This window comes from Micromonospora sp. DSM 43699 (genome assembly GCF_055517075.1).
The window spans coordinates 18,800-44,205 of sequence record NZ_JBTMMT010000009.1 but is presented as its reverse complement, the minus strand read 5'-3'; the positions used below and the strand labels follow the sequence as shown (position 1 = coordinate 44,205).

General features: G+C 73.2%; 21 protein-coding genes and 1 tRNA gene. 10 read left to right on the top strand and 12 right to left on the bottom strand.

Annotated features, from left to right (window positions below; translation table 11 throughout):
* Positions 1-11: 11 nt before the first annotated feature.
* From AC0AIB_RS07115 to AC0AIB_RS07105, 3 genes are all read left to right on the top strand, one after another.
* Positions 12-94 (top strand) — tRNA-Leu (locus tag AC0AIB_RS07115).
* A 32-nt stretch (positions 95-126) separates the two neighbouring features.
* Complete coding sequence (locus tag AC0AIB_RS07110) at positions 127-798, top strand: transcriptional regulator (RefSeq protein WP_328344540.1); 672 nt, start codon at positions 127-129, stop codon at positions 796-798.
* Positions 799-935: 137 nt separating this feature from the next.
* Positions 936-1,946, top strand: a complete 1,011-nt coding sequence (locus AC0AIB_RS07105) for an LLM class flavin-dependent oxidoreductase (RefSeq protein WP_465096262.1) — start codon at positions 936-938, stop codon at positions 1,944-1,946.
* A gap of 251 nt (positions 1,947-2,197) precedes the next feature.
* Here AC0AIB_RS07105 and AC0AIB_RS07100 read toward each other — a convergent pair whose 3' ends face one another.
* On the bottom strand, positions 2,198-4,498 hold the full coding sequence (locus AC0AIB_RS07100; RefSeq protein ID WP_465096261.1) for a rhamnogalacturonan lyase family protein: 2,301 nt from the start codon (positions 4,496-4,498) through the stop codon (positions 2,198-2,200).
* A 212-nt stretch (positions 4,499-4,710) separates the two neighbouring features.
* On the opposite strand from AC0AIB_RS07100, the gene AC0AIB_RS07095 reads away from it, so the two are divergent.
* Positions 4,711-6,153 (top strand): pyridoxal-dependent decarboxylase, encoded by a 1,443-nt coding sequence (locus AC0AIB_RS07095; protein WP_465096260.1) that lies wholly within the window; start codon positions 4,711-4,713, stop codon positions 6,151-6,153.
* A 22-nt stretch (positions 6,154-6,175) separates the two neighbouring features.
* Here the strand turns inward: AC0AIB_RS07095 and AC0AIB_RS07090 are convergent, their stop codons facing one another.
* Positions 6,176-7,282: a sulfite exporter TauE/SafE family protein gene (locus AC0AIB_RS07090; RefSeq protein ID WP_465096259.1), complete on the bottom strand. Its 1,107-nt coding sequence runs from the start codon at positions 7,280-7,282 to the stop codon at positions 6,176-6,178.
* 114 nt (positions 7,283-7,396) lie between these two features.
* Positions 7,397-7,867 carry an RrF2 family transcriptional regulator gene (locus tag AC0AIB_RS07085; protein WP_328344532.1) on the bottom strand — a complete coding sequence of 157 codons (471 nt, stop codon included), beginning with the start codon at positions 7,865-7,867 and terminating at the stop codon, positions 7,397-7,399.
* Between the two features lie 303 nt (positions 7,868-8,170).
* On the opposite strand from AC0AIB_RS07085, the gene AC0AIB_RS07080 reads away from it, so the two are divergent.
* Positions 8,171-9,751, top strand: coding sequence for a serine/threonine protein kinase (locus AC0AIB_RS07080; protein WP_465096258.1), 1,581 nt, complete (start codon positions 8,171-8,173; stop codon positions 9,749-9,751).
* Between the two features lie 30 nt (positions 9,752-9,781).
* On the top strand, positions 9,782-11,548 hold the full coding sequence (locus tag AC0AIB_RS07075) for a vWA domain-containing protein (protein ID WP_328344528.1): 1,767 nt from the start codon (positions 9,782-9,784) through the stop codon (positions 11,546-11,548).
* 97 nt (positions 11,549-11,645) lie between these two features.
* Here the strand turns inward: AC0AIB_RS07075 and AC0AIB_RS07070 are convergent, their stop codons facing one another.
* The 3 genes from AC0AIB_RS07070 to AC0AIB_RS07060 all read right to left on the bottom strand — a co-directional run bounded on the left by AC0AIB_RS07070 (position 11,646) and on the right by AC0AIB_RS07060 (position 14,694).
* Entirely contained in the window at positions 11,646-12,530 is an 885-nt protein-coding gene (locus AC0AIB_RS07070) for an acyl-CoA thioesterase (protein WP_328344526.1), read from the bottom strand.
* A 90-nt stretch (positions 12,531-12,620) separates the two neighbouring features.
* Positions 12,621-14,069: a pyruvate kinase gene (pyk, locus tag AC0AIB_RS07065; protein ID WP_328344524.1), complete on the bottom strand. Its 1,449-nt coding sequence runs from the start codon at positions 14,067-14,069 to the stop codon at positions 12,621-12,623.
* Positions 14,070-14,328: 259 nt separating this feature from the next.
* Positions 14,329-14,694: a YciI family protein gene (locus tag AC0AIB_RS07060; RefSeq protein WP_328344522.1), complete on the bottom strand. Its 366-nt coding sequence runs from the start codon at positions 14,692-14,694 to the stop codon at positions 14,329-14,331.
* A 329-nt stretch (positions 14,695-15,023) separates the two neighbouring features.
* On the opposite strand from AC0AIB_RS07060, the gene AC0AIB_RS07055 reads away from it, so the two are divergent.
* A complete protein-coding gene (locus tag AC0AIB_RS07055; RefSeq protein WP_328344520.1) occupies positions 15,024-17,150 on the top strand; it encodes a PP2C family protein-serine/threonine phosphatase in 2,127 nt (708 codons plus the stop codon).
* 116 nt (positions 17,151-17,266) lie between these two features.
* Positions 17,267-18,133: an aldo/keto reductase gene (locus tag AC0AIB_RS07050; RefSeq protein WP_328344518.1), complete on the top strand. Its 867-nt coding sequence runs from the start codon at positions 17,267-17,269 to the stop codon at positions 18,131-18,133.
* Positions 18,134-18,814: 681 nt separating this feature from the next.
* Here the strand turns inward: AC0AIB_RS07050 and AC0AIB_RS07045 are convergent.
* Together AC0AIB_RS07045 and AC0AIB_RS07040 are read right to left on the bottom strand one after the other, a co-directional pair.
* Positions 18,815-19,699: a lipase family alpha/beta hydrolase gene (locus AC0AIB_RS07045; protein ID WP_328344516.1), complete on the bottom strand. Its 885-nt coding sequence runs from the start codon at positions 19,697-19,699 to the stop codon at positions 18,815-18,817.
* A 240-nt stretch (positions 19,700-19,939) separates the two neighbouring features.
* Complete coding sequence (locus AC0AIB_RS07040; RefSeq protein ID WP_328344514.1) at positions 19,940-20,860, bottom strand: LysR family transcriptional regulator; 921 nt, start codon at positions 20,858-20,860, stop codon at positions 19,940-19,942.
* Between the two features lie 122 nt (positions 20,861-20,982).
* Here AC0AIB_RS07040 and AC0AIB_RS07035 point away from each other — a divergent pair, with 122 nt between their 5' ends.
* On the top strand, positions 20,983-21,279 hold the full coding sequence (locus AC0AIB_RS07035) for an FAD-dependent oxidoreductase (RefSeq protein ID WP_465096257.1): 297 nt from the start codon (positions 20,983-20,985) through the stop codon (positions 21,277-21,279).
* 21 nt (positions 21,280-21,300) lie between these two features.
* Positions 21,301-21,933, top strand: a complete 633-nt coding sequence (locus AC0AIB_RS07030; protein WP_465096287.1) for an FAD-dependent oxidoreductase — start codon at positions 21,301-21,303, stop codon at positions 21,931-21,933.
* Positions 21,934-21,955: 22 nt separating this feature from the next.
* On the opposite strand, the gene AC0AIB_RS07025 is transcribed toward AC0AIB_RS07030, so the two are convergent.
* The 4 genes from AC0AIB_RS07025 to AC0AIB_RS07010 form a co-directional block, all read right to left on the bottom strand.
* The gene (locus AC0AIB_RS07025; RefSeq protein ID WP_465096256.1) at positions 21,956-23,440 is read right to left on the bottom strand and encodes a DUF3237 family protein; all 1,485 of its coding nucleotides are present in this window, start codon (positions 23,438-23,440) and stop codon (positions 21,956-21,958) included.
* Positions 23,441-23,509: 69 nt separating this feature from the next.
* Positions 23,510-24,280 (bottom strand): HsdM family class I SAM-dependent methyltransferase, encoded by a 771-nt coding sequence (locus AC0AIB_RS07020; RefSeq protein ID WP_465096255.1) that lies wholly within the window; start codon positions 24,278-24,280, stop codon positions 23,510-23,512.
* A 108-nt stretch (positions 24,281-24,388) separates the two neighbouring features.
* On the bottom strand, positions 24,389-24,823 hold the full coding sequence (locus tag AC0AIB_RS07015; protein ID WP_465096254.1) for a hypothetical protein: 435 nt from the start codon (positions 24,821-24,823) through the stop codon (positions 24,389-24,391).
* 221 nt (positions 24,824-25,044) lie between these two features.
* Positions 25,045-25,314, bottom strand: a complete 270-nt coding sequence (locus tag AC0AIB_RS07010; protein WP_465096253.1) for a DUF6244 family protein — start codon at positions 25,312-25,314, stop codon at positions 25,045-25,047.
* Positions 25,315-25,406 lie beyond the last annotated feature (92 nt).

Here is a 25,406-nt window from a genome sequence, read left to right as displayed (position 1 = left end):
CGTGGGGTGACGCCGGGATGGTGGAACGGCATACACGGAAGTCTCAAACACTTCTGCCCGAGAGGGCTTGCGGGTTCGAATCCCGCTCCCGGCACCGCTGTCATACGTGTATTCGACGATGCCCCCGTGCATCCACCAGAGATCAGGGCCCGCGCACGGCAACTGCACCGCGCCGGCGGCTCGGTCGCCGACACCGCACGTGCCGTCGGCCTCCCCTACCGCGCGGTCTGGCACTGGTGCAACGACCGCCCCGAACCACTGCAGCAGGGCACCCTGCTGCGGTGCTTCCGTTGCCGGGACGGTGTCGACGGTCCGACCGACCCTGCGGCGTACGCCTATCTCCTCGGCCTCTACCTCGGCGACGGCCACCTGGTAACGACAGCCCGGGTGCCGGTGCTGCGGATCTACTGCTCCGAGACCCGGCCGGGGCTGATCGACGCGTGCGACGTGGCCATGCGGGCCGTACTCGCCACGAAGGTGCAACGGGTACGGAAGCAGGGTTGCGTCGGCGTGCAGAGCTATGGCACGCACTGGCCGTGCCTGTTCGCCCAACACGGGCGGGGCAGGAAGCACGAACGCCCGATCGTCCTGGCCGACTGGCAACGCGAGATCGTCCAGCGTCAACTGGGTGACTTTCTGCGGGGCCTGTTCCACTCCGACGGCTGCCGGGTGGACAACCGGGTGACCGTCCGTGGCCGGCGGTGCGTCTCCCGCGCTACCACTTCAGCAACGAATCACCCCACATCATGGGCCTCTGCCAGTGGGCACTCGACCTGCTCGGCATCGACTGGAGGATGAACCGTCGCAACTGCCTGTCGGTGGCCCGACGGACGGCGGTCGCCACCCTGGGCCGCCATGTCGGCCCCAAGAGCTGAGTCTTCCCCGGAGACCCGGCCAGGGGAACAAATCCGGCGCGGGACGGGTTGGGCAGTGGCGTGATCGACGTACCGTTGTCTGTTCTTGATCTTGCTCCGGTCGCCGCCGGGGCCACCGCCTCCGAGGCGCTCGGGCACACCACCGAGCTGGCCCGCCGGACCGAGGAGCTGGGCTACCGCCGGTTCTGGATGGCCGAGCACCACAACATGCCGGCGATCGCCAGCTCCGCACCGGCGGTGCTGCTCGCCCACCTGGCGGCGCACACCACCACGATCCGGCTGGGCTCGGGCGGGGTGATGCTGCCCAACCACGCGCCGCTGGTGGTCGCCGAGCAGTTCGGCACCCTGGAGGCGCTGCACCCGGGCCGGATCGACCTCGGCATCGGCCGTGCCCCGGGCACCGACCAGCGGACCGCGCGGGCGTTGCGCCGCACCATGGAGGGGCTGTCGGCGGAGGGCTTCCCCCGGGAGCTGGCCGACCTGGTGAACTACTTCAGCGGCGACGACCCGGGGGCGATCACCGCCACCCCGGGGCTGGGCCAGTCCCCCGCGGTCTGGCTGCTCGGCTCCAGCGGGTTCAGCGCCCAGCTCGCGGGTCTGCTCGGGTTGCCGTTCTCCTTCGCGCACCACTTCAGCGCCCAGCACACCCTGCCCGCGCTCCAGCTCTACCGGCAGAGTTTCCGGCCGTCGCGTTGGCTGGCCGAGCCGTACGCGATGGTGGCGGTGAACGTGGTCTGCGCCGACACCGACGAGCGCGCCGAGTGGCTGACCGGGCCGAGCGCGCTGTCGTTCCTCAAGCTGCGGTCGGGGCGGCCGGAGCCGCTGGCCAGTCCCGAGGACGCCGCCGCATACCCGTACACCGAGGTCGAGCGGGAGTTCGTCAGGCAGCGCCGCGACGGCCAGGCGATGGGTTCGCCGGAGACGGTCCGCCGGCAGTTGTCCGAGCTGCTGGCCCGCACCGGCGCGGACGAGCTGATGCTCACCACGATGGTGTACGACGTGGCCGACCGGGTGCGCTCGTTCGAGCTGGTGGCCGAGAAGGTTGCCGGCGGGCTCTCCCGGAGCGCTTGAAACACGCTCTTCATAGCCACGTCACCCCACCGTCGCGTAGGACCTCTAACTTTATGACCGGTGGTGGTACGGCACTCCCGGTCGGGACGGGTCGGGGGTGCTGCGGTGTGGTGCACCGGGTCGCCAGCTGAGCGGATTCCGCGGCTGGCGACCCGGTGCCTGCTTTTTCGGCCCTGACCGCACCGCCCTTACCGCAGCCGCCCTGTTCGGGGCGGTGCGGGCAGGGCCGCGTCAGCGCCGGGCCGGCGCCGTCAACGCAGGTAGATGTTGGGCGTGGGCGGGGTGGACATGCCGTCGCCGATGAAGAAACCCGGGTGCGGCGGCTGGTTGTAGGCGGTGTTCTGCCAGGCGATCGCCGCGCGGTACTGCGGGTCGTGCATCAGCGTGTAGATCCGGGTGCTGGTCTGGGTCGGGGTGCTGTAGATCCGCAGCGCCCGGTTGTCGCTGGTGCGCCAGATGACCTCCTCGCGCCAGTCGCCGAGGATGTCGCCGGAGAGCGCCGGGGTGGACTTGGTGCCGTTGTTGGAGGCCACGTCGCTGCCGGTGAGCAGCCGGGTCTCGCCGCCGGTGCCGTACTTGTCGATCTTGGTGCCGTCGAGCAGCTCCCGCACCGGGTCACCGTCCCACCAGGCGAGGAAGTTCGCCGACGACGGCTTGCGCCCGATGTTCTGCCCCCGGGTGTTGGCCAGGCCGTCGACCGCCGACGACCACGACTCGGCACCGGGGCTGCCGGCCCAGATGTCGGCCGAGACACCCCGACCGTTGTCGCCGTTGGCCGCGGTCTTCCAGATGATCTGGCCGGTACGCGCGTCGGCGAACCACGAGCTGGGCTTGCTGGCGTCCTCGTCGACCTTGAAGACCTCCAGGCCGGAGCGGCTCGGGTCCAGGTCACCGACGTGCAGGGCGTCGCCGTGTCCGTTGCCTGTGGAGTAGAGCAGCCGGCCGTTGTCGTCGATGGTGGCCGCGCCGTACACGATCTCCTGGCGGCCGTCGGCGTCCACGTCGGCGACGGAGAGCTGGTGGTTGCCCTGGCCGGCGGCGGCCGAGTTGCCGGAGGCGTTCGAGTCGAACGTCCACCGCTTGGTCAGGGCGCCGTTGCGGAAGTCCCAGGCGGCGATCACCGCGCGGGTGTAGTAGCCGCGCGCCATGATCAGCGACGGCCGCTGCCCGTCCAGGTAGGCGGTGCCGGCGAGGAACCGGTCGACCCGGTTGCCGTACGAGTCGCCCCAGGAGGAGACGGTGCCGCGCGGCGGGTCGTAGTTGACGGTGGAGGCGATGGCACCGGTCTGCCCGTTGAACATGGTCAGGTACTCCGGGCCGGACAGCACGTAGCCGCTGGAGTTGCGGTAGTCCGCCGACGACGAGCCGATCAGCTGGCCGGTGCCGGAGCGGGTGCCGTCGGCGGTCTTCATGGCCACCTCGGCCTTGCCGTCGCCGTCGTAGTCGTACACCTGGAACTGGGTGTAGTGGGCGCCGGCGCGGATGTTGCGGCCCAGGTCGATGCGCCACAACCGGCTGCCGGTCAGGGTGTACGCGTCGACGTAGACGTTGCCGGTGTAGCCGGACTGGCTGTTGTCCTTGGCGTTCGACGGGTCCCACTTGAGCACGATCTCGTAGCGGCCGTCGCCGTCGAGGTCGCCGACGCTGGCGTCGTTGGCCGCATAGCTGTAGGCCTCCCCGCTCGGGGTGGTGCCGCCGGCCGGCGGCTGGATCGGCACGTCCAGGTAGCCGTTGGCGAACTGGAGCGCGGGCGCGGACGCCGCCTGCTCCGCACCGCCCACCACGGCCCGCACTGTGTACGCCGAGCCGGCCGCAGCCCCGCTGTCCAGGTAGTTGGTGGCACCGGTGAGCGGCGAGGCGTTGACCTTGGTGGAGCCCCGGTAGAGGTTGAACGACACTCCGCTGGTCTCGGTGCCGAGCAGTCGCCAGGAGACCAGGTTGCCACTGCCGGAGCGCACGCTGATCAGCCCCCGGTCGAGGTTCTCCAACTGCTTCGCCCCGGCCGGCGGGTTGGTCGGCGGCGGTGTGGTGGGTGGCGGGGTGGTCGGGGGCGGCGTGGTCGGCGGCGCGGTGGTGGGCGGTGCCGTGGTCGGGGGCGCGGTGGTGGGTGGGGCGGTCGTCGGCGCGGTGCCGCCGGTGCAGGTGGTGCCGTTGAGGGCGAAGCTCGCCGGCACCGGGTTGCTGGCGTCGTTCCACGAGGCGTTGAAGCCGAAGTTCGCGGCGCCGTTGGTGCCGAGCGCGGCGTTGTAACCGGCGTCCTTGGCGCTGACCTGCGCGCCGGACTGGGTGACAGTGGCGTTCCACGCCTGGGTGACCTGCTGACCGGCGGTGTAGGACCAGGTCAGCGTCCAGCCGTTGAGCGGATCGCCGAGGTTGGTGACGGTGACGTCGGCACCGAAGCCGCCGCCCCACTGACTGCTGATCTTGTAGTCGACCCGGCAGCCGGCAGCGGCGGCCGAGGCCGTCACGGCGGTGAGGGTGCCGGCGGTGAGGGTGGCGACCGCGGCGGCGGCGAGCAACGCGGCTCGTCGACGGGTGGGATTCAGGTGCACGGGGAACGCCTTTCGCGGAGGTCAGCGCACGGCGACGACGCCGGCCTGCCCAGACCGGCGGGATGGTGCGCCACGCTGACGGTGGTGACGGGACGCCTTGCATCGACATCCATAGTTCGACTCCGCGCAGCTGGATCGTAGGACAACGCTTTCCGGCCGCACAACCCGTACCCGCTCTTGCTCCCGGGCGACCCACCTGATCGACTTGGCCCATGGCTGAGCACATGGACCCGGAGGAGTTCCGCCGCGCCGGTTACGCCGTGGTCGACTGGGTCGCCGACTACTGGCGGACGCTGGACCAGCGCCCGGTCGTCCCCCAGGACCCGCCCGGCACGGTCACCGCCGCCCTGCCGACCACCCCGCCCGCGCACGGTGAGCCGGTCGCGGCGATGCTTGCCGACCTGGACGAGATCATCGTGCCCCGGGTCACCCACTGGCAGCACCCCGGCTTCTTCGGCTACTTCCCGGCCAACACCAGCGGCCCCAGCGTGCTGGCCGACCTGGTCAGCTCCGGCCTCGGCACCCAGGGGATGCTCTGGGCCACCAACCCGGCCGGCACCGAGCTGGAGACGGTGGTACTGGACTGGCTGGCCGACCTGATGGACCTGCCGGCGAGGTTCCGCTCCACCGGCCCCGGCGGCGGCGTCATCCAGGACTCGGCCTCCTCCGCGACGCTGGTCGCCACCCTGGCCGCCCTGCACCGGGCCGGCAAGGGCCGCTGGCGGGAGGTGGGCGTCGACAGGCGGTACCGGGCGTACACCTCGGTGCACGGGCACTCCTCGATCGAGAAGGCGGCCCGTGTCGCCGGGCTCGGCGAGCAGGGCGTCCGGACGATCGAGGTGGACCCGGAGACCCAGGCGATGCGGCCGGCGGCGCTGCGCGCGGCGATCGCGGCGGACCTGGCCGCCGGCGAGGTGCCGGCCATCGTGGTGGCGACCATCGGGACCACCTCCACCACCGCCGTCGACCCGCTGCCGGAGATCGGCGCGATCTGCGCCGAGTACGGCGTCTGGCTGCACGTCGACGCCGCGTACGCCGGGGCGGCGGCGATCTGCCCCGAGCTGCGCTGGTCGCACGCAGGTGTCGAGCACGCCGACTCGTACTGTTTCGACCCGCACAAGTGGCTGCTCACCGGCTTCGACTGCGACGCCTTCTGGGTGGCCGACCGGGGTGAGCTGGTCGAGGCGCTGACCGTCATGCCGGAGTTCCTGCGCAACGCCGCCAGCGAGTCCGGCGCGGTCATCGACTACCGGGACTGGCAGGTGCCGCTCGGCCGCCGGTTCCGGGCGCTCAAGCTCTGGTTCGTCATGCGCTGGTACGGCGTCGAAGGGCTGCGCGCGCACCTGCGTTCCGGGGTGGCCCTGGCCGACGGGTTCGCCGCCCGGGTGCTGGCCGACGACCGGTTCGCCCTCGCCGCCCCGCACCCGTTCTCGCTCGTCACGTTCCGGCTGCGGGCCGGCGACGAGGCCAGCGCGGCACTGCTGGCCCGGGTCAACGACAGCGGCCAGGTGCACCTGACCCACACCCGGGTCAACGGCCGGTACACCCTGCGACTGGCCGTCGGTTCGCCGCTGACCGGGCCGGAGCACGTGGACCGGGCGTGGGAGCTGCTGTCGAGCGCGGCGACCGAGATCCTGGCCGGGACCGGGGACTGAGCTGCCGGCGTACCGGTAAAGGTCAGCGCTCGGCCACGACCAGCGCGTCGGGGGCCGCGTCCGGCGCGGGCGTGACCGGACGCGGTGCCGTCCCGGCGTCGGCGCGGGCGTCCGCACCGGCCCGGACGTCGGCATCGGCGGTGGCACCGGTGTCGACCTCGGCGGCGACGCGGGTGCCGGCGTGGACGTCGGCCCCGGCGTCGGCCCACACGTCGGCGTCGGCGTCGGTGGCGTGGGCGTCGGTGGCGTGGGCGTCGACGATGGCGCGGGCACGGCGGGTCCGGCGCAGCGCGCGGACGGCCAGCGTCAGGGCCACCACCCAGCCCAGGGCGAGCAGCGTGTAGACCACCGGGCGGGCGGTCGACCCGGCGTCGCCGGCGTTGAGCAGGATGCGGGCGTTGGTCAGCACGATCACCCCGCCGATGGTGGCGCCCAGCAGCTGGGCGGGGACGATCCGCACCAGCCAGGCGGCCACCGGCGCGGCGATCAGGCCACCGATCAGCAGCGCCGCGACGGTGGGCAGCAGGAAGCCCTCGCTGCCCAGGCCGATCAGGAAACCGATGCTGGCCGCCCCGGCCACCACGAACTCGGCGGTGTCCACCGAGCCGATCACCTTGCGGGGTTCCATCCGGCCGGAGACCAGCAGCGCCGGGGTGGCCACCGGCCCCCATCCCCCGCCGCCGGTGGCGTCGACGAACCCGGCGACCAGGCCGAGCGGGCCGAGGAACCGGCCACGCAGCGGCCCCGCGCCGGAGCGCTGGCGCAGCGGTCGGGAGAAACGCACGAGCAGGTACGCCCCGAGGGTGAACAGGATGCCGGCCATCCACGGGGCGGCGTTCTCGGTGGAGATGGAGCTGAGGAAGGTGGCCCCGACGAACGCGCCGACCGCGCCGGGCAGGGCGATCCGGGTGACCACCCGCCAGTCGACGTTGCCGAACCGCCAGTGCGCGACACCGGCGGCGAGGGTGGTACCGATCTCGGCGAGGTGCACCGACGCCGAGGCGGCGGCGGGGGCGACGCCGACGAAGAGCAACAGGGTGGACGAGGTGAGCCCGTACGCCATGCCGAGCGCGCCGTCGACGAGCTGCGCGGCCAGGCCCACCAGGGCGAGCACCAGAAGCTTGCGCACGAGCCCCTCCGAACTTTTCGGTATCTCCTATCGACTTGGTCGACAATGCGGCATCACGGCCCGCGGGTCAACCCCCTGATTGGTAGTTGGGACGCGCCACCGGCTCCGCCGGGCTCAGCTCCAGGCGCGCGGGTCGGCGGCCAGCTCGTTGATCCGCCCCGGCAACACCCCGGCCGCCACGTCGGCGATGCTGACCTGCTCCAGGATCTCCCGCTCGCTGGCCCGCAACGCGATCCAGACCTCCTGCAACGCCTGTGCCGCGCCGCGGTAGCCGAGCTGCTCGGGGCGCTGCCCCCGGACGTGGGCGAGGGGGCCGTCGATCACCCGGATCACCTCGGCGAGGGAGATCTCCGCCGCCGGTCGGGCCAGCCAGTAGCCACCCTCCGGGCCGCGCTGGGCGTGCACGATGCCGCCCCGGCGCAGCTGGAGCAGGATGCTCTCCAGGAACTTCGGTGGGATGTCCTGCGACCGGGCGATCTGCTCGGCGGTGACGGGCCGCGACCGCCCGGAGTCCGCGCCGTCGGCGACCGACGCGAGTTCGGCGGCCGCACGGAGGGCATAGTCGACCCGGGCGGAGAGACGCATGGCCGCAAGGTTAGTCGGCGGACCGTCCGGCCGGTCCGCCACCCTCCACCGAACGGCCGATCGCGTCACGGACGGTTCGCCGGACGGACCGTCCCCGCCGCCGGCCCGACCGGGCCTGCTACCGGCCCGACCGTGCCCTGCTACCGGCCCGACGGTGCCCTGTTACCGGCCCGACGGTGCCCTGCTACCGGCCGGGCGATGCCAACGGTGGCACGGGCATGGCACCATACCCGTGTCGTCGGCATGGTCGCCGAGCGACGACACAGCGCACCGGAGCACCGGCCGATAGGGGCAGCGACAGCGATGCCGGACGTGACACCGCTGAACGCGTGGGACCCGCGCCAGGCCGGGCCGTACGAGCTGGTCGGCCGGCTCGGCGCGGGCGGGCAGGGTGTGGTCTACCTGGGCCGTGACGAGCACGGCCGGTGGGTCGCGGTCAAGGTGATCAACGTGGACCTGCACCGGAACCCGAAGGCGAAGTCCCAGTTCACCAAGGAGATCGCCGCCGCCCGCCGGGTGGCGCCGTTCTGCACCGCGCAGATCCTCTTCGCCGACGTGGACGGTGACCTGCCGTACGTGGTCAGCGAGTTCATCGAGGGCGTCACCCTGCAACGGCACGTACGCGAGCAGGGGCCGATCGGCGGCAACGCGCTGCACCGGCTGGCCGTGGGCACCGCCACCGCGCTGGCCGCGATCCACCAGTCCGACGTGGTGCACTGCGACCTGAAGCCGGACAACGTGATCCTCGGGGCGGACGGCCCCCGCGTGATCGACTTCGGCATCGCCCGCGCACTGGACGTCACCGAGACGATGACCAACCGCATCATGGGCACCGCCCCGTACATGGCCCCGGAACGGTTCCGCGACGACGCGGTCGGGCCGGCCAGCGACGTGTTCGCCTGGGCGGGGACGATCGCCTACGCGGCGGGCGGGCAGCCGCCGTTCGGCACCGGACCGGTCACCGTGGTGATGCACCGGATCCTGCACGACCCCCCGGAGCTGACCGGGCTCTCCGGCCCGCTGGCCGCCCTGATCGGACAGTGTCTCGACAAGGACCCCCGGGCCCGGCCGCACGCCCAGGAGGTGCTGCTCCGCCTGCTCGGGCGGGACACCCACCCGGGCACCGGCGACGCGCCGCTGCAGACCGTGCTGCGGGCCGGCACCGACGCGGCGGCCACCGAGCAGGTGCCCCGGACCCTGACCACCACCCCGCCGGTGCCCCCGCCGGCCACCCCGCACGCGCCGACCGGTGCGGCGGCCGACCCCTGGCCGACCGGTGCGGCGGCCGACCCCTGGCCGACCGGTGCGGCGGCGGACCCCTGGCCGACCGCCGGGGTGGCGGAACCCTGGCCGACCGCGTCGACCGGCCACCCGGCACCGCACGTGCCGACCGAGCCGCCGGCGACGGCACCGTGGCCCACCACGTCAAGCACCCACCACGCACCGCACGTGCCGACCGACCCGGCGACGGCCCCACCGGCGACGGCCCGGTCCGCCCCGGCCGGACCGACGGCACCCCCGTGGACCCGGGCCACCGCCACCGCCCCGGCCCTCACGCCCCCACCCACCCTGACGGCCACCGACCGGCCGGTCACGGCGGTCACCCCGCCGGTGGGTCGGGACGGCTTCGGCCGGCGGCTGCGCCGGCAATGGGCCGACCCGTGGGGGGTGTCGACCGCGATCTTCCTCGGCTCGGTGGGCGCCGCCACCGGGTACGTCGCCACGACCGCCGTGGGCACCGCCGCCGCCCTCGGCTCGGTCACCCTGGTGGTGGTCTACGGTGTCCGTCTACTGGTCGCCGCCGCGCTGACCCCGCCCGCCGCGCCGGACGGCCCGCCGGAGCCCCCCGGGCGCCCCGCACCGGCACCCCGGTCCGACTCCTGACCCACGCCGAACGAACCCCTGGAGGACCCGATGGCCACCGCTGAGCGTCCCGCCCGATCGTGGCTGCCGTACGCGATGGCCGTCGTCGCGGGGCTCGCGGTGATCGGCGCGGCGTACCTGTACGTCCGGCCGGCACCCGGTACGCAGCGGGCGGACTGCGTGCGGTTGGAGGTCAGCTCCTCGACCGAGAAGAGCGAGCTGGTCGCCCAGCTCGCCGACCGGTACAACGCCGCCGACCGGCGTTTCGGCGGGCGGTGCGCGCAGGTGACCGTGCACGGCCTCAACTCGGGCGAGGCGATGGAGGCGCTGGCCGGCGGGTGGGCGCTCACCCAGCCGCAGGTAGCCGAGCCGCAGGTGTGGCTGCCCACCTCGTCACTGTGGACCGGGCAGCTGCGCCTGCTGGACAAGGCGGCGGGCCGACCCGCGCAGACCCCCGGTCAGTACCCGTCGATCGCCAACAGTCCCCTGGTCATCGCGATGCCGAAGGACAAGGGCGAGCTGGTGCAGCAGCGTGGCCCGCTCGGCTGGGCCGACGTCCTCGGCCTCTCCGGGGACACCGGCTGGGCGGCGTTCGGGAAGCCCGAGTGGGGCCGGTTCACCTTCGGCAAGGACAACCCGCACCTGTCCACCTCGGGGTTGGCCGCCACCATCGCCACCTACTACGCGGCGGTCAACCGGGCCAGCGACCTGACCAGCGAGGACCTCGCCCAGCCGGCGGTGACCCAGTTCGTCAGGCGGATCGAGGCCAACGTCTCGCACTACAGCGACGACTCGGTGGACCTGCTGCGCAACCTCGCCGAGGCCGACGCCGCTGCCAGCGGGGACGCCCCGGCGACCGACATGAGCGCGATCGTCCTCCAGGAGGAGCTGGTCTACCTCTACAACCAGGGCCAGCTCAGCCCCACCGGCAGCAAGCCCCGGGTTCCGCTGGTGGCGGTGCATCCCAAGGAGGGCACCTTCAACCTGGACCACCCGTACGTGGTGCTGCCCTCGGCCGACCCGGCGCAGCGCGAGGCCGCCGAGGACTTCCTCGCCTTCCTCCGCGACGGCGCGCAGCAGCGCAGCTTCGCCGCGCTGGGTTTCCGGGACGACGAGCGCCGCCCCGACGACAGGCTGCTCGCCGCCGTCCCCGGGCCGGGCGGCGACCGGCTCACCTACTTCGACCCGCCCACCCCGGAGGTGGTCGGCGCGATCCTCGGCAGCTGGAACACCCTGCGCAAGAAGGCCAACATCCTGCTCGCCGTGGACACCTCCGGCTCGATGAAGGCCGTCGTCGGCGACCAGACCCGGTTCCAGGCGGCGACCAGGGCCGCCAGCAAGGCGATCGGGCTGCTCAACTCCGCCGACCAGGTGGCGCTCTGGTCGTTCTCCAGCGAGACTCCGCAGCGGCCGAAAAAGCCCTACAGCGAGGAGGTACGGCTGGCGCCGCTGAACCGGGACGCGTTCAACCGCAAGCTGACCGGGCTGCGCATCGGCGGCAACACCGCGTTGTACGCGACGGTCCGCGCGGCGCACCGCACCCTGCTCGACCGCTACGACCCGAACCGGATCAACGCGGTGGTGGTGCTCACCGACGGTAAGAACGAGTACCAGAAGGACAGCGACCTGGACCGGTTGCTCCGGGACATCGCGCTGGACCCGAAGCAGCCGGTCAAGGTCTTCTGCGTGGCCTTCGACCAGGATTCGGACCTGGCCGCGTTGGACCGGATCGCCAAGGCGTCGGCCGGCAAGGCGTTCGACGCCAAGGACCCGGCCACCATCGACGACGCCCTGGTCAAGGTGGTCAGCAGCTTCTGACCCACCCCGGCCGGCGACGGGTCGGGGGCCGGGAGCCGGCGCCTGCGGGGTCCGGGGCCGGCGGGCACGGGCCGGGGGGCCGCCCGGCCCTGCCGGATCACGCGCCGACGCGGCGGAGCAGGCCCTCCTGGACGGCGCTGGCGATGTGCCGACCGTCGGTGGTGAACATCCGGCCGGTGGCCAGGCCCCGCGCGCCGGAGGCGGAGGGGCTCCAGCAGTCGTAGAGGAACCACTCGTCGGCCCGGAACGACCTGTGGAACCACAGCGCGTGGTCCAGGCTCGCCCCGACCAGGCCGCCCGGCCCCCAGACCTCGCCGTGCACCGACAGGACCGAGTCCAGCAGGGTCAGGTCGGAGGCGTAGGTGAGGGCGCAGGCGTGCAGCAGCGGGTCGTCGGGCAGCTTGCCGTCGATGCGCATCCAGACCCGCTGGTGCGGGTCGGCCGGGCGGTCACCGGGGCGTACCCAGCCGGGTTCGCCGACGTAACGGACGTCGATCGGGCGGGGGATCTGCCCCCAGATGCCGAGCCGTTCCGGGTAGCGGGCCAGCCGGTCGGACATCGTCGGGACGTCGTCCGGGCCGGGCACGTCCGGCGGGGTGGGGGCCTGGTGTTCCAGGGCCTGTTCCTGCCGCTGGAACGAGGCCGACATGAAGAAGATCGGCTTGTCGTGCTGCAACGCCACCGAGCGACGGACCGAGAAGGACCGCCCGTCCCGGACGTTCTCCACCTGGTATTCGATCGGTTCGGCCGGATCGCCAGGGCGGACGAAGTAGCCGTGCAGCGAGTGCACGAACCGCTCCGGGTCGACGGTGCGCCCGGCGGCGACCAGGGCCTGACCGGCGACCTGCCCCCCGAACACCCGCTGCGGACCGACCGGAGGGCTCATCCCCCGGAAGGTCATCTCGCCGGTGTGGTCGAGGTCGAGGACCTCGAGGAGCTGGTCGACCGCGGCCTGACCGGTCGCCGCCGGACGCCCGTTCACCGGATCACTTCTGTTCGCGACTGCGGGGCGCGCAACCCCGGCGCACTCCTCGCGCTCACCGGATCACTTCTGTTCGCGACGCCGACGGGCTCACTGGAGCGCCCGGGCGGAGGCGGCGTCGACCAGGGAGCCGAGCTGGTGTACGCGCAGGGTGTTGGTGGAGCCGGGGGTGCCGGGCGGGCTGCCCGCGACGATCACCACGTAGTCGCCGGGCGTCGCCTGGTTGAGGCCGAGCAGCGCCTGGTCGACCTGGCGGAACATGTCGTCGGTGTGCTGCACGAACGGCATCAGGAAGGTCTCCACGCCCCAGCAGAGCGCGAGCTGGCTGCGTACCTCGGGGACCGGGGTGAAGGCCAGCAGCGGCAGGTCGCAGTGCAGCCGGCTGAGCCGCTTGACGGTGTCGCCGGTCTGCGAGAAGGCCACAAGCGCCTTGGCCCCGATGGCGCGGGCGATCGAGGAGGCGGCCACGGTGAGCGCGCCACCGTGGGTACGCGGGTCGTGCTGGAGCCGGGGCACCCCGATCGAGCCGGCCTCGGTGGTGGTGATGATCTTGGCCATGGTGCTGACGGTGAGCACCGGGTACTTGCCGACACTGGTCTCGCCGGAGAGCATCACCGCGTCCGCGCCGTCGAGCACCGCGTTGGCCACGTCGGAGGCCTCCGCGCGGGTCGGCCGGGAGTTCTCGATCATGGAGTCGAGCATCTGGGTGGCCACGATGACCGGCTTGGCGTTCTCCCGGCACAGCTGCACGGCCCGCTTCTGCACCAGGGGCACCTGGTCGAGCGGCATCTCGACGCCGAGGTCACCGCGGGCCACCATGACGCCGTCGAAGGCGAGCACGATCGCCTCCAGGTGGTCGACCGCCTCGGGCTTCTCGACCTTGGCCAGCACCGGGCGGCGTACGCCCTCCTCGTCCATGATGGTGTGGACGAGCTTGATGTCCTCTGCCGAGCGGACGAAGGAGAGCGCGATCAGGTCGACGCCCAGGCCGAGGGCGAAGCGCAGGTCCTCGGCGTCCTTGTCCGACATCGCCGGGACGCTGACCGCCACGTTCGGCAGCGAGACGCCCTTGTTGTTGGAGACCGGGCCGCCCTCGGTGACCAGGCACCGGATGTCGTTGCCGGTGACGTCGCTGACCTCGACGGCGACCCGGCCGTCGTCGATCAGCAGCCGGTCGCCCGGCTTCACCTCCTGCGGCAGCTTGCGGTAGGTGCAGGAGACCCGGTCCCTGGTGCCCAGGACGTCGTCCCCGGTGATCACCACCGAGTCGCCGGTACGCCACTCGTGCGGCCCGTCGGCGAACCGGCCGAGCCGGATCTTCGGGCCCTGCAGGTCGGCCAGGATGGCGACCGGCACGCCGACCGCCTCGGCTGCCTCGCGGACCATGCGGTAGACCGACTCGTGATCGGCGTGACTGCCGTGGCTGAAGTTCAGCCTGGCCACGTTCATGCCCGCCTCGATCAACCCCCGGAGCCGCTCCGGGGACGAGGTGGCGGGGCCAAGGGTGCAGACGATCTTCGCGCGGCGTTTCACGCCCATCAGGCTAGTCTCTCCTCCGGGTCGACCTGTGGGCCGACCCCTTGCGGACTGAGGAACAGGGTCCGACGACGCGCGCGTGGGGCGCGTGGCCGGCGGGACGCGGGCCACGCCGGGTACGTCGGGGAGGCGCGGGCATCGGCGACCGCGCGCCGGGAATCGTACCGCTCACCGGCCACCGCCGTCCGCGCGCTCCCGTGCCCGTCCGCCCCGGCGGCGCCGTCATCGGCCGCCGCTGCCGGACCTCCTTCCCCGCAGGCCGCTAGCTGTCGGTCTTGACCAGCGGAAACTCCAGTGAGCCGGCCGGGCACAGAAAGCTCAGCACGTCGACGGTGTAGAGCCCGGCCTGCACCGCCGGATCGGCCGCCATCACGCTGCGTACGTCGTCGACCGAGCCGGTGCGGGCCAACCCGATGCCGATCGGCGGGGCGGGTTCCCGGGCCGGGCCGTCGATCGACCCGGCGACCAGCACCAGGCCCCGGCGTTGCAGGGCCCGCATGTGCGCGGCGTGTTCGGCCTGGAGCCGCTGCACGGTCTCCTTCGGCAGCACCCGACCGGCCGGTCCCGGATAGAGCACGATGCACTCGTACGTGTCGAGCGCGAAGTCCAGCTGCGGCGTACCGGTCATGGCGTCCCCCTGCGCGTCGGCGCCCCACCGCGCCGGTCGTCGACCCCGTCCGGGATGACCTGGCGGTGCCGAACCCGCCGCGCTCCCCCGGCCCCGGCCAGCGTCCCACGACCCGACCGCCCCCGGCGGGCGGTCGGGGCAACTGCCCGGGAGGCTGCTGCCGGTGCGCCGACCGGCGACGTGGGCGCACCCGGTCCGGCGCGGTCCGACGGGCGGGACGGCGGCGCTCCGACGTCCCGCACCGGGGATCGACCGACGTGGGTGTCGGCTGACGCTGGTACGGTCCGACTGATGGGAAAGCGCTCGATCCGCAGAGCGGAGGTCCCGACATGACTCGCTCCGCCGCCGTCGCCCCCCGGCCGCCGGACGACTCGCGCTGGCGGGAACTCCTCTCCCGGGCCGGTGACGCCGGCCTGCGGATCGTCGGACACGACTGGGCCGGCACCCCGCTCGGGCCGCTGGACTCCTGGCCGCAGAGCCTGCGCACCGCCCTGGCCATCTGCCTGCACACCCCGACCCCGGCGGCGGTCTGGTGGGGTCCGGAACTCGTGCTGTTGCCCAACGACGGTTACCTGGCGCTGTTCGACCCGGCCGGACGGGAGTCGCCGGGCCGGCGGGGCGCGGCGGTCTGGCCGGACGCCGTGCCGGCGCTGACCGAGGTGCTGACCGCCGCCCGGGTCACCTGCCGGCACGAACGCGACGTCGACGTCGGTGCGGGTCGACGGCGGCTGGTCTGCTCGTCGGGCCCGGTCGTCGACGCCCTCGGCCACCCCGGCGGCGTCTTCACCACGATCACCGACGCCCCCACCGAGGGGGACGTTCCCGCCCAGCGGGCCGGGGACCGGCGACGGGCGCTGCGGCAGGCCCAGGGGCTGGCCCGGCTCGCCGGGTCGCTCAGCGCAGCCGGCAGCACGGCGGCGGTGACGGAGGTGGTCACCTCGGTCACCCCGGCGCTGGTCGGCGCGGCAGAGGTCCGGGTCGCGGTGGCCACGGCCGGCGCGTTGGACCTGGCGGTGGCCGGCGGCACCGGGCCGTCCCGGCTGGCGGTCGCCGACGACGAGCCGCTGGCCCGCGCGGTACGCGAGGAGACGACCGTGCCGCTGCCCGACGGGATCTGCCTGCCGCTCCGCGACGGCGGTGGCGCGGTGCTCGGCGCGCTCGAGGTGCGCTGGGCCGGGCCGGTCACCGACGAGGAGGCCCGCCGTACCCTGCTCGACGCGGTGGCGGGGTTGTGCAGCCAGGCGTTGCGGCGGGCCGAGTTGACCGCGTCGGCGCGGGCGATGGCGGAGTTCGCCGCCCGGCTCAGCGTCACCCGGTCCACCGCCGAGGCGATCGAGGTGATCCTGGACGCCGCCCCGACGGCGCTCGGCGCGGCACTGCCCGGCCTGGCGATACGGGACGAGGGCCGCCGGGTCCGGGTGTGGCACGGCGAGCTGCCGACCGGGCTGGTCGCCACCTTCGACGACCTGACCATCGACGATCCGCGGCCGATCGCCCGCGCGCTGCGCACCGGTGAGCGGATCATCCTGCGCAACCGGGCCGAGTTCGCCGCCCGCCATCCCGACCTGCCGGACCTGGCCGCGACGTACGGCATGGTGACCACCGTGGTGCTGCCGTTGTTGGACGCGTCGAGGCGGCCCATCGCCGCACTGGGTTTCGGCTGGCCCCGGGAACGGCCGCTGCACGACGACGACCTGGCGTTGCTGGACACCATCGCCGACCTGTGCGAGCAGACCCTGGAGCGGGTCCGGTTGGTCGCCGCCGAGCACAACCTGGTGACCCGGTTGGCGGATCGGCTACGCACCTCGGACACGGTCGGGTCGCCCGGCCTGGAGCTGGCCACCAGGTACCAGCCGGCGATGAGCGGCCTGCACCTGGGCGGTGACTGGTACGACCTGGTCGAACTGGACGAGGGCCGGCTGGGCGTGGTGGTCGGCGACGTGGTGGGTCACCAGGTCGAGGCGGCCGCCGACATGGCCCAGCTCCGTACGGTGGTGAACACCCTGATCCGCTCGGGGGTGCCGCTGGCCGAGGTGTTCCCCCGGTTGACCGGGCTGCTCGGGGTCGGGTTCCTCGGCACCTGCCTGGCGATGGTGGTCGACCCGGTCGCCGGCGAGGCGCAGATCGCCCGGGTGGGGCACCCGCATCCGGTGCTGCTGCGGCCGGGCCACCCGCCGGAGACGGTCTGGACGGGGCACTCGCTGCCGCTGGGGCTGGTCCGCGACCCGGTGCCGGTGACCACCGTGGCGTTCGGCCCGGGTGACCTGCTGGTGGCGTACACCGACGGGCTGGTGGAGCGGCGCGACCAGGCGTACGAGGCCGGGGTGGCGGCACTGCACGAGGTGCTCGTGCCGGTGCGCGACCAGCCGGTGGAGGTCATCGCGGACACCATCCTGACCAAGCTCTCCGGCTCCGACGACGACCAGGCGCTGGTGGTCATCCGGCACGCCGGCTGAGGTGTCGGTGCCCACATCGGGCGCGCAGGTGTTGCCGACGGCGATCTCCGGGAAAGCCATGGAGGTGGTGGCTAGATTTGCCGCTGACGACAACGCACAGGATCGAGGTAAGACTCATGGGTACCCACGCACAACCCGCCAAGGCGTCCGGCACCTACCGGATCGGTGGCGACCTCCAGGTCGACCGGCTCGGCTACGGGGCCATGCAGCTCACCGGGCCGGGGGTGTGGGGTGACCCGAAGGACCCGGCCGAGGCGGTCCGGGTGCTGCGCCGGGCGTACGAGCTGGGTGTCACGTTCATCGACACCGCCGACTCGTACGGGCCGTTCGTCTCGGAGCTGCTGATCAAGGAGGCGCTGCACCCGTACGCCGACGACCTGGTCATCGCGACCAAGGCCGGCCTGACCCGCTCCGGGCCGGGCGACTGGCGGCCGGTGGGGCGCCCGGAGTACCTGCGCCAGCAGTGCGAGCTGAGCCTGCGGCACCTGGGCCTGGAGTCGATCGGCCTCTACCAGCTGCACCGGATCGACGCGAAGGTCCCGCTGGCCGACCAGCTCGGCGAGCTGGCCCTGCTCAAGCAGGAGGGCAAGATCCGGCACATCGGGCTGTCCGAGGTGACCGTCGCGCAGATCGAGGCGGCCCAGAAGATCACCCCGATCGTGTCGGTGCAGAACCTCTACAACCTGGCCGACCGCAGCGCCGAGGACGTCCTGGACCACTGTGAGCGCAACGACCTGGCGTTCATCCCGTGGTTCCCGATCGCCACCGGCAACCTGGCCAAGCCGGGCGGCCCGCTGGACGCCATCTCCGCCGGCCACGACGCGACGCCCGCCCAGCTCGCGCTCGCCTGGCTGTTGCGCCGCTCGCCGGTCATGCTGCCCATCCCGGGTACGTCCTCGGTTGGTCACCTGGAGGAGAACGTGGCCGCCGCGCAGGTCGAGCTCACCGACGCCGAGTACGAGGCCCTGGCCAAGGCCGCCTGACCCGGCCCGGCCCCGGCCCGGCCCCGGCCGACCCCCGCTGCCGCTGCCGGCTGACCGCATGCTGGCTCCCGACTCGCGGCTCCCGGCTCGCGGCTCGCGGCTGACCGGCTGACGGCGCCGGCTCACGGCTGACCGACTACCGGCTGCTGGCGGCCGACGGCGGCTAGCAGCGGCGGACGGCTGGCGGCTGGCGGCTGGCGGCGGCGGACGGCTGTGATGTGGCGATGGCAAGCTTTCGCGTCGGCGTGTCGCGCCGGGCCACAGTATGTCGAGTAGTCCTCATGCCCGTCCGTCATATTTATGACGGACGGGCATGAGGACTACAGAGGAACATGCCCCGGCGCAGGCTCCCGGCGCGAGGCTCCCGCGGTGCCGCCCGGTCTGCGACCCGACCGACCCCGACCCGACCGACCCCGACCCGACCGACCCGGCCCGACCGACCCGACCCGACCGACCCGGCCGACCCGGCCCGACCACCCGGCACGACCCGACCCGACCGGCCCGACCCGGCGCGACCAGCGCGGACCCGGCACTACCGACACGAGGCCAGCTCGACCGACACGAGGCCAGGCTCGACCGGCACAGGGCCAGGCTCGACCGACACGAGGCCAGGCTCGACCGGCACGAGGCCAGGCTCGACCGGCACAGGCAGCCCGGCCGACACAGGGCCCGGCCCGGGCGTCACAGGGCCAGGCAGTTGGGGCGGATCGCGGCGTCGGTGAGCGCCTGACGGACCACCGTGTACGTGGTGCCGTCGAGCACGAGACCAAGGTGGCCGACCACCCGCAGTGGGCACCATGCCTGCACCAGGACGTTGGTGGCCCCGTCGGCGAGGGTGGCGTTGCCGACCGGGCGGACGAGTTCGTCCTGGTTGGTGCGGATGGTGGTCCAGCGCACCGACCCCGGGGTGTCGTCGCCGGCGTTGAGGCTGGTCAGGAAGTCCGAGCCGATGGACATCTGCTGGCAGGCGATGATGCCGACGCAGTCCCCCAGCCCGGCGAACGCGATGATGTTCGCCACGTAGGTGCCCTGCTGTGGGCTGCCCAGGCTGACGTACCGGCCGATCCGGTCGGTACCGCCGAGGAATTTGGCGTACCAGCGGGAGACCAGGCCACCCTCTGAGTGGCCGACGATGTCCACCCGGGCCGCCCCGGTGGCGGTCCGCACCTGGTCGACGAAGCCGGCGAAGGCGCGGGCGGAGTCGGTGATGTCGCCGAACCCGAGTCCGGGGAGCTGGTAGACGTACACCCGGAAGCCGTCGGCGCGCAGCCGGGCGGCGATGGGTTCGTAGGCGATCGCGACACCTACCAGCCCTCCGACCACGATGACCGGGTTGGCGGTCGCGGCGACCCGGGCGAACCCCGGCTCACCACCCGCAGCGTCGGCGGCGGCGGGGTCGGCGGCGGGAGCGGCTCGACCAGTGGCGGCGGTCCGGTCAGCGGGGGCGGCGGGAACGACGGGGACGGATGGGGTGGGTGGGGTGGGTGGGGTGGCCACGGCGGCGGTGGCCGGGGCGAGCAGGGCGGCGGCGAGGGTGGTGGCGGCGAGGATCGTGCGGAGCAGCATGGCTGCGCCTCCGGTGGGAGGTACCCGGTGACCCGGGACGGCGGGCGGGGGATCCGATCGATCGTGGGACCGATGATGCGTGGCCTGTTTCACACCCGTCAATGGAAAGTTACGCCTCGGTAACCTCTTGTCGCGCCCACCGCACAAACCGGCACAACGGCCCGGCACGACGCAGTCCCACCCGGCACGGCGCAGTCCCACCCGGCACGACGCAGTCCCACCCGGCACGGCGGAACCGGCTCAGGCGGTGGCGAGCAGGGCGGCGAGGTGGCGTACGGCGGGGTTGGTGGTGCCGCGACGCCAGGCCAGGGCGACGTCGACGGTCGGCAGCGGGGCGGCGAAGCGCCGCAGGCGTACACCCGGGACTTTCAGGGCGCGGGCCCGGCCGGCGGGGACGGCCGCGACCACGTCGCCGTCGGCCACCGCGCGCAGCAACTGTTCGTCGTCGGGTTCCTGGCGGACCAGGTGGAAACCGCCGTCGGGCCAGACCTGGGCGATGGTGCGGTCGAACATGCCGGGGCCGTTCTCGCGGGGCCACATCACCGCGGGCAGGCCGACCACCTCGGCCCGGCGCACCCGGCCCCGCCCGGCGGCGAGCGGATGCCCGACCGGCACCGCCAGCAACAGCTCCTCGCGATCGACGGTACGGCAGGTCAGGCCCGCCTCCGGCAACGGCGGACGGACGAAGGCGACGTCGAGCCGGCCGGTGAGCAGCCCGGTCACGTTCGGTGCCGTCCAGCCGGTCTCGGGGACCACCTCCACCTCGGGGTGGGCCGCCCGGAACCGGGCCACCAGCGCGTCCACCCGACCACCCCGGGCCGACCTGGTGTACGCCAACCGCAGCCGGCCGCCGCGCCCACCGACCAGGTCACGGATCCGGGTGCTGGCGGCGTCCACCTCGGCGAGCAGCCGACGGGCTTCGCCGGCCACCTGCGCGCCCACCCCGGTCAGCGTGCAACCGTGGCTGTCGCGGTGCAGCAGGGTCACTCCGAGCTGCCGTTCGAGGGCGCGGATCTGCTGGCTGAGCGCCGGTTGGGCGATCCGCAGCCGGGCGGCGGCACGGGTGAAGTGCAGCTCGTCGGCGAGCACCACGAAGTACCGCCACCGGCGCAGGTCCACGTCGTCCGGCCGGGGCGGTCCGTCGGGCGGTGGCACCCCCATCCGACGAGCATAAGCGGGGCTTATCGCCGACTGCCGATTCTGTCTTGGACCGGACCGTCGGGCGGGGGAGACGATCGGGGTCCGGCCGCTCCACCTCGGGCGGCGCCGACGGGAGGTCGACGATGGACGTGGACGTGCTTGTGGTCGGGGGCGGGATCATCGGGTCGACGGCGGCGGTGCGGCTGCGGGAGCGGGGGGCGCAGGTGACGCTGCTGACCGCCGACCCGCCCGACGACACGGTGTCGGCGGTGGCCGCCGCGGTCTGGTATCCCAGCCACACCGACGCCGATCCCCGGGTGCTGCGCTGGGCCGTCGAGACACACGCGGAGCTGAGCTGGCAGGCCACGACGGGGGTGCCCGGGGTGGTGGCCCGGCCGACCCGGATGCTGCTACGCCGCCCGTGGACCGGCCCGCCGTGATGGGCGGCGGCGACCGGTGACCTGGCGACCGGGCCGGGCTTCGGGCCGTACGCGGCGGAGTTGCGGTTCACCGCGCCGACGGTGGAGATGTCGCCCTACCTGGGCTGGCTGCGGGACCGGTTCACGGCGGCCGGTGGGGTGGTCAAGACCGGCCGGCTGGACCGGCTCGTCGACGGGTTCGCCCTCGCCCCGACGGTGGTCAACGCGACCGGCCTGGCCGCCGGCCGGCTCGCCGACGACCCGGCCGTGCATCCGGTACGCGGGCAGCTGGTGCTGGTGGCGAACCCCGGCCTGACCACCTCGGTACGCGACGAGGAGAACCCGGCCGGCATCACCTACGTGCACCCGCGCCGGCACGACGTGGTGCTCGGCGGCACCTTCGAGCCGGGCGAGTGGGACACCAGCCCCGACCCGGCCACCTCGGCGGCGATCCGGGACCGGTGCGTGGCGCTGGTGCCGGAGCTGGCCGACGCCCCCGTGCTGCGGTCCCGGGTGGGGCTGCGCCCGGCCCGGCACGGTGGGCCGAGGGTGGCGGTGCAGGCCGGGGCGGTCCCGGGGCAGCGGCTGGTGCACGCGTACGGCCACGGGGGCGCCGGGGTGACCCTGGCCTGGGGCTGCGCGGACGAGGTGGCCCGGCTGGCCCTGGACGGCTGACCGGCCGGCGCACTCCCCCGCGTCACCGGCGTTCGTAGAAGGTGATGCTCACGCCGCCCTGGGCGGAACCCGGGTCGGAGCTGAGCCAGGTGTTGGCGTTGAGGAAGGCGTACGGGCCGGCGGCGCGGGCCTCGAAGGTCGGCACCAGCCGGCCGAACGCCCCGCAGTTGCGGACCAGGATCAGCTCCCGGTCGTCCGTGGACAGCACGTACCGGGCGTCAAGCGTGCTGGTCGCGCCGATGAGCTGGTAGTCCGCGCCGCCGGGCAGGACGGTCCCGGTCACCCGGCCGGTCACGGTGCCGCCGGTGATGGGGATGATGTTGCGGGTGCCGCGCTTGCTGGCCCCGATCGAGACGCTGGCACCGAGCGTGACGGTCTCGGTGAACACCGCCGCGCCCCGGGTGCCGCTGCCCGTCGCGCAGTCCCACGACTGGTTGGCGACGCCGGCCGGGTCGGTGAGCTGCACGCGCGGGTCGGCCGGGGTCACCCCGGAGACGTCGTACACGGCCAGGTGCAGGGTGTTCGTCGCGGTGTCGACCGTCCGGGTGCCGGCGTACGTCCCGGTGTTCAACCAGGCGTACGCGCTGGAGTTCGGGGCCTCGAAGTCGGGCACGATCCGGACGGTGGAGTCGCCGGCCGGCGCGACTCCGCAGCTGCGCAGGTAGATGGGGGTGCCGTCGTTGGTACGCAGGATGGCGACCTGTTCCAGCTCGGTCGCACCGTTACCGAGGGTGAGTTCGAGGTCCAGCCCGCCGGTGAGGATGGTGCCGTTGATCCGGTCCCCGGTGACCGTGCCGCCCCTGATGTCGAGGATGCGGCGGCGGCCGTACTGGGTGACGCCCACGTCACGGATCGCACCGAGCTGGGCGGTGGCGCGGAGGACCAGCCGGCCGCGCGTCGGTGGCACGATGCCGGCGGACCGGCCGCAGGCCCAGGACGGGTCGGGCACGATGGTCGCCTCCGCGCCGCTCGGGGTGGTGCTCGGGGTGGGCAGCGGGGTGCTCGACGGCGGCGGCGTGGTCGGGGTGGGTGGCGGCGTGGTGGGTGGCGGGGTGGCGGGGGTGGGTGTGGTCGGTGCCGTGGGCGTGGTGGTGCCGCCGGTGCAGGGGGTGCCGTTGAGCGCGAAGTCGGTGGGCACCGGGTTGCTGACGCCGTTCCACGAGCCGTTGAACCCGAACGACGCGCTCGCCCCGGTGCCGAGCGCGGCGTTCCAGGTGGTGTTGCCGACGGTGACCCGACCGCCGTTCTGAGTGGCGGTGCCGTTCCAGTACTGGGTGACCTGCTGGCCGGCGGTGAACGACCAGGTGAGCTGCCAGCCGTTGAGCGGGTCGCCGAGGTTGGTGACGGCGACGTTGGCTCCGAAGCCGCCGTTCCACTGGCTGGAGACGGTGTAGGTGACCCGGCAGCCGGCGGCGGCGGAGGCCGAGGTGGCGAGGCCGCCGGCACCGACCAGGGTGGCGACGGCGAGCGCTCCGGCGAGCAGGGACCGACGGTGTACGAGCCTCATCTGTCCTCCCGATCGGCCCTTGCACGCACGGTTATGTTTCCGCCAGTGTCCCGATCGGACAAACTTCTGTCAATCGATGAATCTCGATTGATTGATCGGAACTTTGCGAGGGGTGGGGGCGGTACGGGAGGCGGGGGCGGGTCGGCGGGGTGGGGTGGTTTGCGGGGTGGGCTCGGGGGGCTGGAGTTCGGCAGGTTGGACGTAGATCAGCCGGCGGGCCACCGCGTCGCCCTTGGCGTCGATCTGGTAGCCGTCGAGCCAGGCCCACCCGTCGTACGTGATCCACTCGGTGCGGACCCGGATCAGGCGGAACAGGATCGGCTTGACGAACTGCGGGCTCGCCTTCCGCGCCCAGAAGCCGTTGCGTTCGATCTCGCGTTCCTCGCGGGAGGACCGGCCGTCCTCCCCCACCATCCGGATCGACGAGCTGCGCCCGAACGGCGGGTTGGCCAGCACCAGGCTGACCCGCCGGTCCGGCTCCCGGCCGAGGGCGTCGCGCACGGCGATCAGCGACGGGCCGTTCGGGGTGCCGATGCCGTGCAGCAGCATGTTCATCGCCGCCAGGCGGGCCGTGCCGTCGACCAGCCCGGTGCCGGTGATCGCGCCGCCCGCGAGCCGTCGCCGCGGGTCGGAGGTGAGGGTGCTGCCGTGGTGGCGCTGGATGTGGTCGTAGGCGGCGAGCAGAAACCCACCCGTGCCGCAGGCCGGGTCGGTGATCGTGTCGTCGGCTGTGGGCAGCATGCAGTCGACCATCGCGGCGGTCAGCGCACGCGGGGTGAAGTATTGCCCCGCGCCGGACTTCGCGTCCTCCGCGCCCTTGCCAGCAACTGCCGGGAGCACTATGGGGGGAGAGGGGGTATGCCGGAGCGTCATAATTATGACGGACAGGCATACCTCTTCCTCAGGAATGGTCACGTCTCACTCCTGAGGAAGGGTCCCCACCCGGGGTCAGTCGTGGGGCAGTTCCGTGATGGAGCTGGCGACCTCGATCGCCGTTTCCGCGTCGAACCGCTCGACGTCCACCAGCACGTCGACCGCGAGGCCCGGCCGGACGAGCCAGAACGCCTCGCCCCCACCGGCCAGCCCGACGCCCTCGCCGCGACCGAACTCGGCCAGGGGCCACTCGGCGGAATCGCGCTCGTGGTAGCCGGCCAGGAACTCGCGCAACTGCACCAGTGTGGTCAGCCGTTCGCCCCGCAACACGTGCACCCGCAGGTCGACCCGGAAGCCGTCCTCCACCGCACGTTCCCAGACCCGGCTTGTGAAGGTGACGTCCTCCCACTCGGAGGCGAAGTCCGACACCAGTTCCCCGGCTCCCTCCGGCACCCGCCCCACGTGGAACCCGTCGAACTCGCCACCGTCGCGCCCGCCCACCTCAGCCATCCCCATCACCCCGCGGCCTCCAGCCCGTACCACCGACACGAGAGGTGATCACTTCATCACAGCAGAGCCTTCCTGTCACTACCGCCCGGCGACGCGCCCCCGAGCCGTGGACGCCCACGGCGTCGTCGATGACGTGAGCCAGCATTTCTCGACCGAACTGTCCACCGCCGTCGGGAGCGCTGGGCCGAAGTACCACGGGTGGTTGGTGCCACCACCAGAGGTCAGTTCCCCAGCGCGCGTACCTTGGAGATCGTCTCCTGGACCTGTTCCCGGGCCGGCTGACCACCCTGGGCGGCCTGGGTGAGCGCCTGCCGGTAGCTGTCGATCATGCCGATCAGCGGACCGGCGGCGATGCCCTGCAACGCCCCGGCGACCAGGGACCGTGCCTCGGCGGCGTCCTGCGCCGCCGCTGCCGTCTTCGCCCGCGCCTCGTCCAACTTCTGCGAGGCCGCTGCCAGCTTCGCGATCATCTCCGCCGCGCTCACACACATTCCCCCAGGTCTGTCGACACACCACAGTCACGCCGCCGCACCGGCGATGACCACAGAGAGCCTACGAGGTGAACACCGAACGCAGCCACCCC

Excerpts from the sequence above, each read along its gene's own strand:
- AC0AIB_RS07045 (WP_328344516.1), bottom strand. The coding sequence starts at position 19,699 with ATGCTGCTCCGCACGATCCTCGCCGCCACCACCCTCGCCGCCGCCCTG.
- AC0AIB_RS07095 (WP_465096260.1), top strand. The coding sequence starts at position 4,711 with ATGGCTGAGCACATGGACCCGGAGGAGTTCCGCCGCGCCGGTTACGCC.
- pyk (WP_328344524.1), bottom strand. The coding sequence starts at position 14,069 with ATGGGCGTGAAACGCCGCGCGAAGATCGTCTGCACCCTTGGCCCCGCC.
- AC0AIB_RS07075 (WP_328344528.1), top strand. The coding sequence starts at position 9,782 with ATGGCCACCGCTGAGCGTCCCGCCCGATCGTGGCTGCCGTACGCGATG.
- AC0AIB_RS07055 (WP_328344520.1), top strand. The coding sequence starts at position 15,024 with ATGACTCGCTCCGCCGCCGTCGCCCCCCGGCCGCCGGACGACTCGCGC.
- AC0AIB_RS07040 (WP_328344514.1), bottom strand. The coding sequence starts at position 20,860 with ATGGGGGTGCCACCGCCCGACGGACCGCCCCGGCCGGACGACGTGGAC.
- AC0AIB_RS07060 (WP_328344522.1), bottom strand. The coding sequence starts at position 14,694 with ATGACCGGTACGCCGCAGCTGGACTTCGCGCTCGACACGTACGAGTGC.
- AC0AIB_RS07085 (WP_328344532.1), bottom strand. The coding sequence starts at position 7,867 with ATGCGTCTCTCCGCCCGGGTCGACTATGCCCTCCGTGCGGCCGCCGAA.
- AC0AIB_RS07025 (WP_465096256.1), bottom strand. The coding sequence starts at position 23,440 with ATGAGGCTCGTACACCGTCGGTCCCTGCTCGCCGGAGCGCTCGCCGTC.
- AC0AIB_RS07035 (WP_465096257.1), top strand. The coding sequence starts at position 20,983 with ATGGACGTGGACGTGCTTGTGGTCGGGGGCGGGATCATCGGGTCGACG.
- AC0AIB_RS07015 (WP_465096254.1), bottom strand. The coding sequence starts at position 24,823 with ATGGCTGAGGTGGGCGGGCGCGACGGTGGCGAGTTCGACGGGTTCCAC.
- AC0AIB_RS07010 (WP_465096253.1), bottom strand. The coding sequence starts at position 25,314 with ATGTGTGTGAGCGCGGCGGAGATGATCGCGAAGCTGGCAGCGGCCTCG.
- AC0AIB_RS07050 (WP_328344518.1), top strand. The coding sequence starts at position 17,267 with ATGGGTACCCACGCACAACCCGCCAAGGCGTCCGGCACCTACCGGATC.
- AC0AIB_RS07080 (WP_465096258.1), top strand. The coding sequence starts at position 8,171 with ATGCCGGACGTGACACCGCTGAACGCGTGGGACCCGCGCCAGGCCGGG.